At 46.4% G+C, this 13,807-nt stretch carries 9 protein-coding genes; 7 read left to right on the top strand and 2 right to left on the bottom strand.

Annotation, left to right across the window (positions count from 1 at the left end; all coding sequences use genetic code 11):
* Nucleotides 1-52: 52 nt before the first annotated feature.
* The 6 genes from AAHF22_RS11225 (at nucleotide 53) to AAHF22_RS11200 (ending at nucleotide 9,346) form a co-directional block, all read left to right on the top strand.
* Nucleotides 53-1,108 (top strand): FecCD family ABC transporter permease, encoded by a 1,056-nt coding sequence (locus tag AAHF22_RS11225; RefSeq protein WP_347325096.1) that lies wholly within the window; start codon nucleotides 53-55, stop codon nucleotides 1,106-1,108.
* A 38-nt stretch (nucleotides 1,109-1,146) separates the two neighbouring features.
* Complete coding sequence (locus AAHF22_RS11220; RefSeq protein ID WP_347325330.1) at nucleotides 1,147-2,130, top strand: FecCD family ABC transporter permease; 984 nt, start codon at nucleotides 1,147-1,149, stop codon at nucleotides 2,128-2,130.
* Nucleotides 2,131-2,437: 307 nt separating this feature from the next.
* The gene (locus tag AAHF22_RS11215) at nucleotides 2,438-3,304 is read left to right on the top strand and encodes an ABC transporter ATP-binding protein (protein WP_347325095.1); all 867 of its coding nucleotides are present in this window, start codon (nucleotides 2,438-2,440) and stop codon (nucleotides 3,302-3,304) included.
* An 831-nt stretch (nucleotides 3,305-4,135) separates the two neighbouring features.
* A complete protein-coding gene (locus AAHF22_RS11210) occupies nucleotides 4,136-5,497 on the top strand; it encodes an FAD-dependent oxidoreductase (RefSeq protein ID WP_347325094.1) in 1,362 nt (453 codons plus the stop codon).
* Between the two features lie 670 nt (nucleotides 5,498-6,167).
* Nucleotides 6,168-7,067 carry a formate/nitrite transporter family protein gene (locus tag AAHF22_RS11205; RefSeq protein ID WP_347325093.1) on the top strand — a complete coding sequence of 300 codons (900 nt, stop codon included), beginning with the start codon at nucleotides 6,168-6,170 and terminating at the stop codon, nucleotides 7,065-7,067.
* 1,055 nt (nucleotides 7,068-8,122) lie between these two features.
* Nucleotides 8,123-9,346: an ATP-binding protein gene (locus tag AAHF22_RS11200; protein ID WP_347325092.1), complete on the top strand. Its 1,224-nt coding sequence runs from the start codon at nucleotides 8,123-8,125 to the stop codon at nucleotides 9,344-9,346.
* 815 nt (nucleotides 9,347-10,161) lie between these two features.
* Here the strand turns inward: AAHF22_RS11200 and AAHF22_RS11195 are convergent.
* Both AAHF22_RS11195 and AAHF22_RS11190 read right to left on the bottom strand, forming a co-directional pair.
* A complete protein-coding gene (locus AAHF22_RS11195) occupies nucleotides 10,162-10,611 on the bottom strand; it encodes a carboxymuconolactone decarboxylase family protein (protein WP_347325091.1) in 450 nt (149 codons plus the stop codon).
* Nucleotides 10,612-11,143: 532 nt separating this feature from the next.
* Nucleotides 11,144-12,184, bottom strand: a complete 1,041-nt coding sequence (locus tag AAHF22_RS11190) for a sigma-70 family RNA polymerase sigma factor (RefSeq protein WP_347325090.1) — start codon at nucleotides 12,182-12,184, stop codon at nucleotides 11,144-11,146.
* Between the two features lie 193 nt (nucleotides 12,185-12,377).
* Here AAHF22_RS11190 and AAHF22_RS11185 point away from each other — a divergent pair, with 193 nt between their 5' ends.
* Nucleotides 12,378-13,604 carry an MFS transporter gene (locus tag AAHF22_RS11185; protein WP_347325089.1) on the top strand — a complete coding sequence of 409 codons (1,227 nt, stop codon included), beginning with the start codon at nucleotides 12,378-12,380 and terminating at the stop codon, nucleotides 13,602-13,604.
* Nucleotides 13,605-13,807: the final 203 nt, after the last annotated feature.

The following is a 13,807-nucleotide window of genomic DNA, read 5'->3' as shown; positions in this document are numbered from 1 at the left end:
ACGATGCTTGTGTAAGGATGACAGGTCAAGCTATGTGGAAAGAGGCTTGGTTATGACTCGCAAGACGGTTGTGAAAGGTCAACAGACCTCACCTAAAGAAGAAATCTGGTCGCGGCCTTACGCAGCGCTTCTCATTATTGTTGGCGGATTGGTGCTCCTTGCATTCGGGCTTGCTTTTTCCGTAGCTAAAGGAAGTCGTGAAATTCCACTACATGTGGTCTGGCAGGCGCTTGTACATTTTGATGCGAGCAATCAGCTGCATCAGATTATATGGGAGCTGCGCTTGCCGCGTGCGATTGCAGGCGCACTGGTTGGTGCTTCATTCGCTGTCGCCGGGGCACTCATGCAAGGAATGACACGTAATCCGCTAGCTGATCCAGGGCTACTTGGGATCAACGCCGGAGCAGGCTTTGTGCTTGCCGTATGCTTTGCTTTCTTTCCGGGGCTGGCATTTAACAAGCTAATATTATTTTCCTTTATCGGCGCGGCGCTTAGTGTAGTGCTGGTATATGGTATCGGCTCACTCGCGCGTGGTGGTCTGACACCGGTCAGATTGGCGCTCGCCGGAGCAGCTGTAGCAGCGATGCTGGTCGCGCTATCGGAAGGTATTGCGCTGTACTTCCGCATTTCACAGGATCTCGCATTCTGGTATGCAGGTGGTGTGGCAGGAGTAACCTGGAGTCAGGTGGATATTTTGTGGCCGTGGATTGTCGCGGCGCTTATTGGGGCATTGTTATTGTCTCGATCGATAACGATTCTCAGTCTCGGTGATGATGTGGCTGCCGGATTGGGACAACGGACGGCGCTTATCCGACTTGGCGCTGTACTCGCCGTAATGGTGCTGGCAGGTGCTTCGGTATCTACTGTCGGTGCGATTGGCTTTGTCGGATTAATGGTGCCACATGCAGCGCGTGCGCTGGTCGGTGTCGACTACAAATGGATTATTCCCACCTCTGCGATTCTCGGTGCGCTGCTGCTCGTGTTTGCAGATACGTTTGGCCGCTTGCTGAATCCGCCGCATGAGCAGCCTGTAAGTGCACTCATTGCACTGATCGGGGTTCCTTACTTCTTCTATGTCATTCGGAAGAAAGTGGGGGATAATCTGTGAACGAAGCGATCTTTCACCGTAAACGCACACTGCGTACGATGATTACGCTCATCATACTGGTGATCATCGCCTTTGCGGTGCTGCTCATTAGTATGAACACCGGCTTTACGAAAATGTCACCGCTGGAAGTGCTACGTACACTGTTTGGTGGCGGCACACCACGCGATGAGCTGGTCTTGTTCCAGTTCCGGTTGCCGCGTATCGTGATCGCGTTACTGGTCGGTATGGGACTAGCGGTAGCCGGGGCTATTTTACAGGGTGTATCACGTAATGCGCTGGCTGATCCCGGTATTCTCGGTATTAACTCAGGAGCTGGCCTTGCCGTTGTCCTGTTCGTCGTAACGAATCCGATGCGCGAATCAGCGTCTCCCATGCTGCTGCCTGTACTGGCGCTGATCGGGGCATTTGCCGCAGCGACAGGCATTTACCTGATGGCTTATAAAAAGAACAAAGGCATCTCGTCCTCACGTCTGGTGCTTTCCGGTATTGCGATGGCAACCGGCATCAATGCATTGATGATCGTATTGACGCTGCAACTGGATCCGAACGAGTTTAACTTTATCGCTACCTGGCAGGCAGGAAGCATCTGGGGAAGCAACTGGAAATTCGTTCTGGCCTTGCTCCCCTGGATGATCGTATTGTTGCCAGCCGCATTATGGAAGGCACGGCAAATGAACGTGTTCTCCCTCGGCGATGAAACAGCGGCTGGACTGGGCGCTTATCTGAATCGCCAGCGGCTATTGTTGCTCGTCATTGCGGTAGCGCTGAGTGCAGCCTGTGTTGCGGTCAGCGGAGGTATCGGTTTTGTCGGACTACTTGGACCCCATATCGCAAGACGGCTTGTCGGGCCGCGGTATGAGCATGTTATTCCGGTCAGTGCTTTGATTGGCGCGGTATTGCTACTTGTATCCGATCTGATTGGGCGTACATTAATGGATAATTCAGAAATTCCAGCAGGGGTGATGGTTGCCATCATCGGCGGGCCGTACTTCCTGTATCTGCTCGCTCGTTCCCGTGCTTGAGTTACTTTCAGGAGCTGGGCTGGCAAATGGGCGTAAGCTCAAAGGAGCACTCATCCGAATAGCAGCGCAATGAGTAAAAAAGTATATCGTTGTCCGTGTCACTAGCTATTGCTAGTCACGATAGGGACTGAATAATACATGAACAGTACACCGTAATCAAGCTACAACAATAACAACAATTCGTAAGCGGAAAGCAACAATCGCGAGCAGTACACACTAACAACGTTGATAAGTCTGGCGAATCACGCCGCTAATTATGAGAGGCAGTTACCGATACGGATCGGCTGCCTGAAAGGGATGGGTAAAAATGGTGCGTTTGATGACATCCAAACTGGATATTGCTTATGAGGATCGTTTGATTGTAGAGGATCTGAACATTCAGATTCCACAGGGACGTATTACGGCGCTGGTTGGTGCCAATGGCTCCGGTAAGTCAACGATTTTAAAAACGATGGCACGTATTATGCAGCCGAAAAATGGTTCAGTGCTGCTTGACGGCAAATCGATTCATAAGCAATCGACACGCGAGGTTGCCAAGCAGCTCGCCATTTTACCGCAAACGCCAACCGCGCCAGAAGGCTTGACCGTTACTGAATTGGTATCGTATGGTCGTTTCCCGTATCAAAAAGGGTTTGGCTCGATGAAGGCAGAAGATAAGGAAAAGATCGCGTGGGCGATGGAAGCAACCGGTATGCTCGATTTCCACGATCGTCCAATCGATCAACTGTCAGGTGGTCAGCGTCAGCGCGCATGGATTGCGATGTCGCTGGCACAGGATACAGATATTCTATTTCTGGATGAGCCGACGACGTATCTGGATATGGCGCATCAGTTGGAAGTATTGCAATTGTTGGAGAAGCTGAATGCTACATCCGGTCGTACGATCATTATGGTTGTACACGATCTGAACCATGCTTCCCGTTATGCTCATCATATGATCGCGATCAAGAAAGGCAAAGCAATCGCTGAAGGCGCACCAACTGAAGTGATGACGTGTGATGTACTGCGTGATGTATTCGGCATCGAAGCGGATATTATCGTTGATCCACGCAGCGGTGTGCCACTGTGTCTGCCGTATGCACTGGAAGGTCATACACATGAAGCGGTACAGGCGGAGCAGCAAGTACAACAAGTGCGTCAGCAAGCACCGATGTTGCAAGCTGTTCGGAACTAATTCTATGTAAAACAGTAAAAATAAAATAGTAAAACACAATGGTGTCTGCTACAGTACATTTTGCTGAGTGACATGATCTCATTTTACATCCAAGCCACGGTCAATCGGACTGTGGCTTTTTGTTATCCTTTTTTGTTATGCTTCTGGCTATCTCCTTTTGTCATACCTATATAAATAGGAGGAATGGCGCTCAAATATTCGCTATATACGAAGCAAAAATCCAAACTATGCGTTTCCTCATACTATATTTGTGAAAGTATGAACAAAGTATGAACATCCTCCAAACCTATTGCATTGTGACAAAAATCACAATATAATTACATCATAAGGTGAAAACATTCACAAGCCAATCGTTTCCACCATACCCCAATCAGCAAAGGCTGTAGTTAGGGGAGAGGATCATTTCATCATTCTCTTCCCATGACGTAGCCATTGCGAAACGACTAGCGAATCGAGTCGGTTAACAAACAAGCCGGGCGATCATAAATAAAAGATCGACTAGCTCACATGCATGACGAGTACAGAACACAGAACACAGAACACAGAACACAGAACACAGAACACAGAAAGCAGAGTGTGAAAAAGAATAATACCGACTAGCTGCATCATTAGCTATACAACAGCAGCTTGCACTATGGAGTAGCAAGATCTGCGATCATCAAAGGTTATTATTTTAAAAGTAATCATTTTACTCGTCTTATAATGTGAATGTATTCACTAAGTTATTTCCTTATTTCTTTCAGATACGCGATGGAGCAACTGACCTATTGCACCTGTCGGAATGGATGACAAGCTTTGCACAAATACAGAATTACACAGGAGGAAGAAATCATGAAAGTAGCTGTTATTGGATGTACACACGCAGGAACCGCCGCCATCGTCAACACCGCAAAGCTGTACCCGGATGCTGAGATTACCGTGTATGAGCGTAACGATAATATTTCGTTTCTGTCGTGCGGTATTGCCTTGTATGTAGGTGGAGTCGTTGAGGATGCACAGGGACTGTTCTATTCCTCGCCGCAGCAACTGGCCGAGCTAGGTGTAACGACCAAAATGCTGCATGAAGTGACCTCCGTCGATACCGATGCCAAAACATTAACTGCACGCAACCTGAACACAGGTGAAGTGCTAACCGATACATTTGATAAATTAATCGTAACGACGGGTTCGTGGCCGATCATTCCGAAATTCGAAGGCATTGAGCTGAACAATATCGTTTTATCGAAAAACTTTAACCACTCTAACACGATCATCGAAAAAGCGAAAACCGCGCGCAATATCGTCGTTGTCGGCGCAGGCTATATCGGTGTCGAGCTGGTTGAAGCGTTCCAGATGAACGGCAAACAGGTGACGCTGATCGATGCGGAAGATCGCATTTTGAGCAAATATCTGGACCCTGAATTTACCGCACGTACCGAACAAACGTTGACCGAGCAGGGAATCAAGCTGGCATTGAATGAGAAAGTCTTACGTTTTGAAGGTGAGCATGGTAAGGTGAGTACGGTTGTAACTGACCGTGGTGAGCATACCGCCGATATGGTCATTCTGTGCATCGGCTTCCGTCCACAAACCGAGCTGCTTGCCGGACAGGTCGATATGCTACCTAACGGCGCAATTATCGTCGATAACTATATGCAAACAAGCAAACGGGACGTCTACGCTGCCGGCGATAGCTGTGCGATCTACTACAACCCAACCGGACAGCATGCGTACATCCCACTCGCAACCAACGCAGTACGGATGGGTACACTGGTCGCACGCAATCTGGTGCAACCGACAACCGAATATATGGGCACACAGGGCACATCCGGTATCAAAATTTATGAAGACAACATCGCCGCAACCGGTATGACCGAAACCGCTGCACGTCTGGCAGGACTGGATGTGGAAACATCGACGATCGAAGATAACTATCGTCCGGAATTTATGCCGACGCATGAGAAAGTTACACTGAAAGTCGTGTATGAGAAAAATAGCCGCCGTATTCTGGGCGCACAGATCATGTCGCATGCCGATCTAACCCAATCGATTAATACAATCTCGGTGTTCATTCAAGCTGGCATGACCGTCGATCAACTGGCCTTTGTCGACTTTTTCTTCCAGCCACATTACAACAAACCGTGGAACTACCTGAATAGTGTAGGTTTGCAAGCATTGCCTGCGGTAGCTGTGAAGGAACCGGTGAACGTATAAAGATAGCACGTGTATGGATAGTAGATGTAAGGATAATAGCTGTACGGATCGTAATGATGTAGATGACGTAGAAAATGAAGGTTGCAGTTGTTTGGCAGTGGATGAGTATACAAGAAATAAAATGCTTGGAGTGTATGACGTTGCTGTATTTGAATCTGTGTTACACATGCTGGATGGAGAGCGATATATGTGTTCAGCGTGTTTAATATAAATGAAAGCCTGCTTGCGGTTTGGACGCAAGTAGGCTTTTTATTGTACAAATAATATGCAATTTCAGGATTGTTATAGCACCATTCGGGACTGTACGGAAGCGGTTTTAAATGTTTTATATCGTCTCAATTGTACATTTAGTTATCATCCGTAAGCCAAAAATAATTGTGAAGGTTTAAATTAGAGATATTCATTAGAGGATGGGCAAAGTATAGACTGTCACCCATTTTAAATTCAAATATTTAAAATAATTCGCTCCATAAACTCATTAACGTGATATTTGTTACTTTTTTCACAAAGTCAATCTATTAAAATTGAAATATGAAAATAAACGCTGATTGCAGGCGACAATAAAGTGAATTCTTACTGTATGGACAGACGTGGTATGTGGCATATAGATATTCTCCTATCCTGATCTCATCCATCCGGCAATGAATTCCTCAAAGGAGAGAACCTTACTATGGCTTATTACAAACCACAGCAGATCGCGCTCAACACCATCGAGACCGGTGTGACGAAGGCGCGTTCCAGCTGGACGCAGATGCTAGTACTGGGCTTTTTGGCAGGTGCTTTTATCGCACTTGGTTTTTTATTGGATATTCGGGTGATTGCGAGCATGCCGGAGGAATGGGGCAGCTTTGCGAATTTTGTAGGCGCTTCGTTGTTCCCGGTGGGGCTAATTCTGGTGCTCGTTGCAGGTGGCGAGCTGTTAACCGGTAATATGATGGCGGTGCCGCTAGCACGTATGGCTGGACGCATTCGCACGCTTGAAGTGATACGTAATTTGTTCGCAATTACGCTGGCAAACCTGCTCGGTGCGTTATTCGTTGCTTATTTTTTTGGACATGTGGTCGGTATGACGGAGACTGGGCCTTATCTTGCCAAGACGGTAGAGATGGCAGGACATAAGCTGGAGGGGAACTTCCTGCAAATGTTTGTATCTGGTATTGGTTGTAACTGGCTCGTGGCGTTGGCGGTATGGTTATCGTATAGTGCGGATAATATTAGCGGTAAAGTGTTAGGCATCTGGTTTCCGACGATGGCGTTTGTTGCGATCGGATTCCAGCACGTTGTAGCCAATATGTTTTTGATTCCGGCTGCGATCTTTGCTGGCTATTATTCATGGGGACAGTATGCAATGAATTTTGTACCGGTATGGCTTGGTAATTTGACAGGTGGTGCGCTATTTGTTGCCTGCGCTTATTTTGTAGCTTATATTCGTCCAACTGGAGTGGGCGCGGTTCCTGCCTCACCGGTGGACAGTACAAGCCAGATGGCAAAACCGGACGCGACGACTGGAAACGGGGCAGGTGTCGCTGTGGCGCTACCGTTACAGCATAGCGAGCAGGCGCATGGTTGAGCCAGGTAGGGGATCATTAGCGATCGTGGATAATAAAGGGATAGAGTTCAGGGGGATGCCAGTTGTATGTAGTTGAGCCATACTTCGCTGTGAAAGTGAAATAAGGGAAAAGGACGATATATGGTAACAATGATCTGATGATATATCGCAGTAATGATCTGATAATGTATCGTAATAGCGATCTTGCAGCACCCGGTGCAAGGAGAGACCGTTTGACGCAAACTTAGCTCTTGACTACTTCCCAGCACAGCAATCCAATCTTACGCTGTAGATTGTTGGATGAGACTGAATTTTAGACAATGATTTTCTCAAAGCGCTGGATATGTTATCACTTGAATTTGTGTATAACCTGCCTGTAGCTATGAGGATGATCAATTCATATAAGCAGCAAAATAGCACCTTTTTCACTGCACATTAGGCTACTCAGTCAACTAAGGTGCAGAAGAAGGTGCTTTTTATATCTTGAGACCGGAAGTATATTGATTAAAGGGTAGCATTTTGGTGCTCATCCACATCATAATGCTTGAGAGCAAGAGCAAGAGCAAGAGCAAGAGCAAGAGCAAGAGCAAGAGCAAGAGCAAGAGCAAGAGCAAGAGCAAGAGCAAGAGCAAGAGCAAGAGCAAGAGCAACTGTAACTGATCTAACTGTAATAGCCATTGATACTAGGACGTGTAAGTAAATAGGGCGTGTAAGTAAACCGGGATACGTATAAGTAGCACTTCACTGCGGAAAGGAAATAAGGACAAAGGACGATCTGTAGTGTTAGTAATCTCCCACTCCGTACATTCCTATATAAGATTGGAGTATGTCCTAGTAAAATAGTTTGTATACATGTCCTAATCCGTTGACCAAGTTACATTTTAGTTTTGATTGTATATTGAAATGTCTATATTTCAAGACGTAAGCCATTTTCAATATCCAAATTAATATCGGTCAACGTACTGATGACTTCCTCTATCCCTGAACGTTAACACGACATCCCCCTTTCGTTTCAAAAAATAATGACCGGGTAATAAATAGATTGATATGTTGCAGAACGAATCAAGAGGTGCAGTATGGAAAAGCAGAGTGAACATAAATGGAATGAAATGATCGAAAAGCAAAAACAGATGGAGCAGGAGCTACAGCAGCTGGGGCAACAGCTTGCTGCCGAACAGCAGGCTCGTACACAGGCTGAACAGATTGCCGAAAGTAAAACGCGCTTCATCGCTATGCTAAGCCATGAGATTCGTACACCGATGAATGGAATTTTATCCATGAGCGACCTGCTGCGCACGACAAGTCTGGATGAAGAGCAGCAAGGCTATCTTCATGTGTTACATACGAGCAGCGAAGCACTAATGGCGCTTGTGAACAATTTGCTTGATATGGGCAAGATTGAAGCTGGTAAAATGAAGCTGGCACGCGATCCGTTTGATCTGATCAATACGATGGAAGATTTAACGTATGCACTGGCACCGCGCGCGTTTGAAAAGGGCGTGCAGGTTCATTTGAATGTGCATTCAGACATTCCACTATTCGTCATTGGCGATGCACTTAAAGTGCGTCAGATCATCATGAATCTGCTGCAAAATGCGATTAAGTTTACGGAAAAAGGCGATATTAGCGTATCGCTGTTTATGCTACCCAATGAAGATCCAGAGCGGCTGACGGTAAAGGTATCAGTTGAGGATACAGGCATCGGTATTCCGTCCGAGCGACTGAATGATATATTTAGCATGTATGAGCAAATGCATGAGCAAAGCCAGCATATGCACCAGGGAACTGGACTTGGATTGGCTATTTGCAAGCAACTTACTGAGCTTATGGGTGGCACGATTCAAGCCGAAAGCCTGCATGGTGTAGGCACATCTGTAAGTATTGCGCTGCATTTTGAACGGTATACAGATCTGCCGTCGATTCCGTTTAAAGACAATGTACTGCATGATTTGCGGATTATGCTGTTAGAGCGTAATGCGATCTGTCGTGGTCTTATTCATGATATGCTGAGTGAATGGGGAGCACAGGTGACGATTGTGGACGATATGGATGAGCGCTTCTTTGACGAGCTGTATCATCATGATTATGATCTAGTACTGGTCGATCTGAACATGCTTGATCGCGAGCGCTGGATACGTGAGCGAACGAAGATTCAGAAGCAGCAGCTATTCCTGCTTGCACCGCTCGGTGAAAAGGTAGAGGGCGAATTCCGCGATACATTCGAGACGGTGATCACGAAACCGATTCGTAAAATCCATCTGCTGAACAGTATTTTGGCTTTGCAGCAAGGACATCGATAGCGGATATGAATATCTTGTAAATAGCAGCAATGAGCATCAAGCGAAGCACCGCACGAAGTGCCAAACGAAATATTGAACGAATAAAGTATCGAATCAGGGTCGTGTACGCAACCTGTTTGGTTAGGGATCAACTACTGCGGCAAGGAATATGAGCCTGCATATATGTCCTAATTAAATACCAAACGAAATACTGAACAAATGAAGTATCGAACCAGGTGTGTACGCAACCTGTTTGGTTAGGGATCAACTACTGTGGCAAGGAATATGAGTTTGCATATCCGTCCTAACTAAATACCAAACGAAGCACACGACGACATCAAAAATGACCTGCCTGACGGCGGGTCATTTTTCTTTGGATGAGATATCGATGTGTCTACAGTATAAACTGCATAGATAGTGATGGTAAAAGTTAAGAAATTTATGTAATAAAGTTAAAAATGATCTGCGTCCTAAATGATTGTTTGTATGACAACGTAATGTATAAATATGTATTAAATTTACATATTTATGTGAAAAATAAAATATTTATGTGCAAAAGACAAAATGAAATCCGCCATGTCGCGGTTCGGGGGAACGAAACCGTGATATGGCGGATTCCGGGAGTGGTCCATGATATGACAGAGGGTGAGAATGAAGGGGACATCACTCTCGCCAAATGCCGTTACTTATTGTTAAACGGACGCTCACAGATTGAAACATAACTGAATTTAAAATGACAAAAAAATTTCAGCAGACCAACCGGTCTTGGATTCCAGCAGGTTCGGTCAGCATTTCAAACATGCACTCAAACAGACATAAGTCTGACGAACCGCGACTTATTTATCGCGGCAACCGGGAAACATTCCGGTCGCGACTCCGATTCGATTCCAGCAATTAATCGTATTGATCGCTGTCAGGATCGTCATAAATTGTTGCTCGCTATAATGCTCCAGCATCTCGTCATATACAGCCTGAGGAACCCCTTGCTGAGATAGTTCGGTCACCACTTCGGTCAGATGCAATACTGCACGCTCCGCAGCCGTGTAATACGGAACTTCGCGCCACACGCTGAGTAGGGCAATACGTTCTTCGGTTTCGCCCATTTTGCGCAAATCACGAATATGCATATCGATGCAATATGCACAACGATTCAGCTGAGAGGCACGGATTTTGATCAGCTCGTACAGCACGGGATCCAGTTGCTGCTCTTTAATAAACGTTTCCATCGTGAGCATGAGTCGGTATACACCGGGATTGGCTTTGTAATGGTCAAGACGTAATTGCATGATGGTCATCTCCTTTAGATTATGCCGATGGATCTGGTAGCAATACCTGATCGATGGTAGATAGGCTTGCTTGCAGTTCATTTACAACCAGCCTTCATCCTCTTAGACAACTTCATGCTATGTTCTGTGACCAATAATCCGCCTATTTTAAACTTTTTGAAAAAATAAATTAGGTTCATTCAGTTGTGATCGCGTTCAGTTAGCAATGACGTGTACAGCATCGCTTTAAGATGCAGCTTTTAAAAGACGCTACAGCAGCAAAGATCTATACAGCATCACTCTACACAGACACGGTAGCAGCAAAGAACGATAGTACATCACTCTACACAGACACGTTAGCAGCAAAGAATGATAGTACATCACTCTACACAGACACGGTAGCAGCAAAAAATGATAGTACATCGCTCTACACAGACACAATAGCAGCAAAAATCCATAAATTATCAGATCAAACAGATCGTGTAGCAGTAACTAGCGATACAGCATCGGTCTAACTAGACGTTGTAACCATAAATGTCAGCATAGCACTGCTCTAAACAGACGTTGTAGCATCAATATGCGCCAGCTTATCAGGATTCGAGATCATATACACATGTTGCACTTGTCCATCTGTATCCCATGCAAAGGTCAATACATAAACGATGGCTCTATCACGCTGCAATTGTAGACCTGGTGTGCCATTGACCGAAATAAGCGACCATTCTCCTGCAAATGCACCTTTTCCCGCAATGCCCTGCAAAAATGTCGTCACCCGATAGCGACTTCTAATCGGATGCAATGCTGCGCGCACTTTGCCGCCGCCATCTGTGTACAGCTGTATATCCTCGCGTAGCTGATGTAATAACGGAGCAAAATTGCCGCTGCGTGCAGCTTCCAGAAAGGCTTCGGTAAAGGCGAGCGTCGAACTATTGTCGACAGGCTGTAGTTTATGGATCGGTTGCAGACGTGCATGGATGCGACTGAGCATTTTCCGGCAGGCGACTTCGGTTTTATTCACATAGTCTGCAATCTCTGCATAATCAAGCTGAAATGATTCGCGCAATACAAACACAGCACGTTCTACAGGGTTCAATTGCTCCAACATGACCATAACGGCATAACCAATCTGTTCCTGCTGCAATAGCGATTGCTCTGCATCATATTCATAGATGGAGGTAAAGTGTAAATCGGTCGCGCGTGTTCCAGCCAGTGGTAGTAAGGAAGATGAGGAAGTGCCAGCGCGCTCGGTGCCATGTTCGTTTCCGCCAGTATCCTCAGTATGACTGGAAGCTTTGCGAGTAGGGCGAGCGATCTGACTTACTACGGGTTCTGGTAACCACGGACCAGGATACAGCTCACGCTGTTTGCGTGCGGATTGCAGGATGTTCAAGCTTCGATTGGTGACGGCACGAATCAAGTATGCTTTTACATGCTCGATCTCTGCCAGCGGCTTGTTTGCAAGTTGCTCAAATACATCGTGTACAATATCTTCCGCATCGCTATGTGATCCTATCATCTGGTAGGCAATCGCCTTTAACAGCGCATAATACTGCGTATATAACTGTTCCAGATCTCGGGATGGTAATGAGTACATAGAAGTTCAGCTCCTTATCCGTGTAAAGCGGCAATGGATATGCTTGCCTGTTATAGCTGCAATCAAGCATACTAAAGATTATGTGTTTAATACATAATGATCATGACATCATATAAGCGATTATCGCTATATGCGTCTGTACAGCATAAAAGCATTTTCTTGCGATTAGCAGGCCTATAGAAAGGAATTCATCATGCGCTGGCTCAAAACCTATCCACGGGAAATTCAAGTATTTCTGCTCGCCAGTCTGCTTAATGCAGCAGGGGGATCTTTAATGTGGCCACTGGTCACATTGTTTGTTTATCAGGAGCTGGGGCGTCCGATGCAGGATGCCGGGCTGGTTGTGCTGTTGCAATCGCTTGGCGGTATTATCGGGCAACTGCTAGGTGGTGCGCTCTATCATCGATTGGGTGTACGCCGCTTGATCGTAGGCTCGCTGCTGCTTAACGGATTGTTTCTGTTCACGTTACCAGCGGTTAGTAGTCATTTTCCATTATTCATGGGTGCAATGGTATTTATCGGTCTGTTTAACTCGATGTCGATGCCGGCAATTCAGGCGTTTATCGGGTTTCGTTTTGCCGATCGGCGCGGAGAGTTATTTAATATCGTCTATGTGGCGAACAATATCGGTGTGGCGCTGGGAACGGCATTATGCGGCGTGCTGGCGGATATTTCGTATTATTTGTCGTTTGTTATTAACGGAATCAGTTGCGTTGGCTTTGCGATCTTTTTCTTCGTTTATCTTGGCAAAATTGGTACGGCTGATCCAGCGCATATCGATGACCATAATCCAGGGCGACCGAAATCGGCGCCGGTTGAACGGACAGGCTTGCTGCTGCGGCAGGTGCGTGTGTATCTGTTTATGGGCATTGCGACGATGTTTCTGTGGCTAGGAAATTCGATCTGGAATACCGGTGTATCGCCGCATATCGTAAGCTCCGGTCTGCTGATTAGTTATTATAGTCTGCTCTGGACGCTGAATGGAGTGCTTATTTTTGCCGGACAGCCGTTTGTTAATCTGGTGCGGCGTCTATTCGCGCGCACGGCACAGGCACAGATGACAGCGAGTGCGGTATTTTACCTGCTCGGGTATATCGTTATTCTGGTGTATCCGGGGTATGCTGCATTTGTAATTGCAATGGTACTGACTACATTTGGAGAGATGCTAATTTCTCCGGCGATTCCGTCATTTGTATCGGAGCGTACAGGGGCGTATGCGCCCTTTTATCTGGGCGTAGCTGGAGGGATTGGTGCAGTTGGACGTGTGATCGGGCCGTATGTGATGGGTGTGTTTTATGATCAGGGTGGACTGCTGCCGGTGACATGGGTGGCGGTTGTGGCTGCGGTGATGTCGTTGCTGTTTTATATGGTGCATAGTGCGGCGCAGCGGCATCCAGCACAGCTTCAACCACGGCAATAAAGGAAGTTGATCAGTACAGGCAGCCCACCGACTGAGCGATCATGGATTGAACGATAGCAGCTAAGTATACGGATGATAGGGAGTAGAAGGAGAGCAGTTAACGGGGGATTTCGTAAAATAGGAGCAGGTGTATGTAAAACTTCGACTGGATCATGTTACGTATCGATAGAGCAATGCTATAATAAGTCACACAGGTTAGTGTG

The sequence above is a fragment of the Paenibacillus wenxiniae genome, from assembly GCF_039822605.1.
Taxonomy (GTDB): Bacteria; Bacillota; Bacilli; order Paenibacillales; family Paenibacillaceae; genus Saccharibacillus; species Saccharibacillus wenxiniae.
This window is presented reverse-complemented; position numbering and strand designations above follow the sequence as displayed.

Excerpts from the sequence above, each read along its gene's own strand:
- AAHF22_RS11225 (WP_347325096.1), top strand. The coding sequence starts at position 53 with ATGACTCGCAAGACGGTTGTGAAAGGTCAACAGACCTCACCTAAAGAA.
- AAHF22_RS11220 (WP_347325330.1), top strand. The coding sequence starts at position 1,147 with ATGATTACGCTCATCATACTGGTGATCATCGCCTTTGCGGTGCTGCTC.
- AAHF22_RS11215 (WP_347325095.1), top strand. The coding sequence starts at position 2,438 with ATGGTGCGTTTGATGACATCCAAACTGGATATTGCTTATGAGGATCGT.
- AAHF22_RS11210 (WP_347325094.1), top strand. The coding sequence starts at position 4,136 with ATGAAAGTAGCTGTTATTGGATGTACACACGCAGGAACCGCCGCCATC.
- AAHF22_RS11205 (WP_347325093.1), top strand. The coding sequence starts at position 6,168 with ATGGCTTATTACAAACCACAGCAGATCGCGCTCAACACCATCGAGACC.
- AAHF22_RS11200 (WP_347325092.1), top strand. The coding sequence starts at position 8,123 with ATGGAAAAGCAGAGTGAACATAAATGGAATGAAATGATCGAAAAGCAA.
- AAHF22_RS11195 (WP_347325091.1), bottom strand. The coding sequence starts at position 10,611 with ATGCAATTACGTCTTGACCATTACAAAGCCAATCCCGGTGTATACCGA.
- AAHF22_RS11190 (WP_347325090.1), bottom strand. The coding sequence starts at position 12,184 with ATGTACTCATTACCATCCCGAGATCTGGAACAGTTATATACGCAGTAT.
- AAHF22_RS11185 (WP_347325089.1), top strand. The coding sequence starts at position 12,378 with ATGCGCTGGCTCAAAACCTATCCACGGGAAATTCAAGTATTTCTGCTC.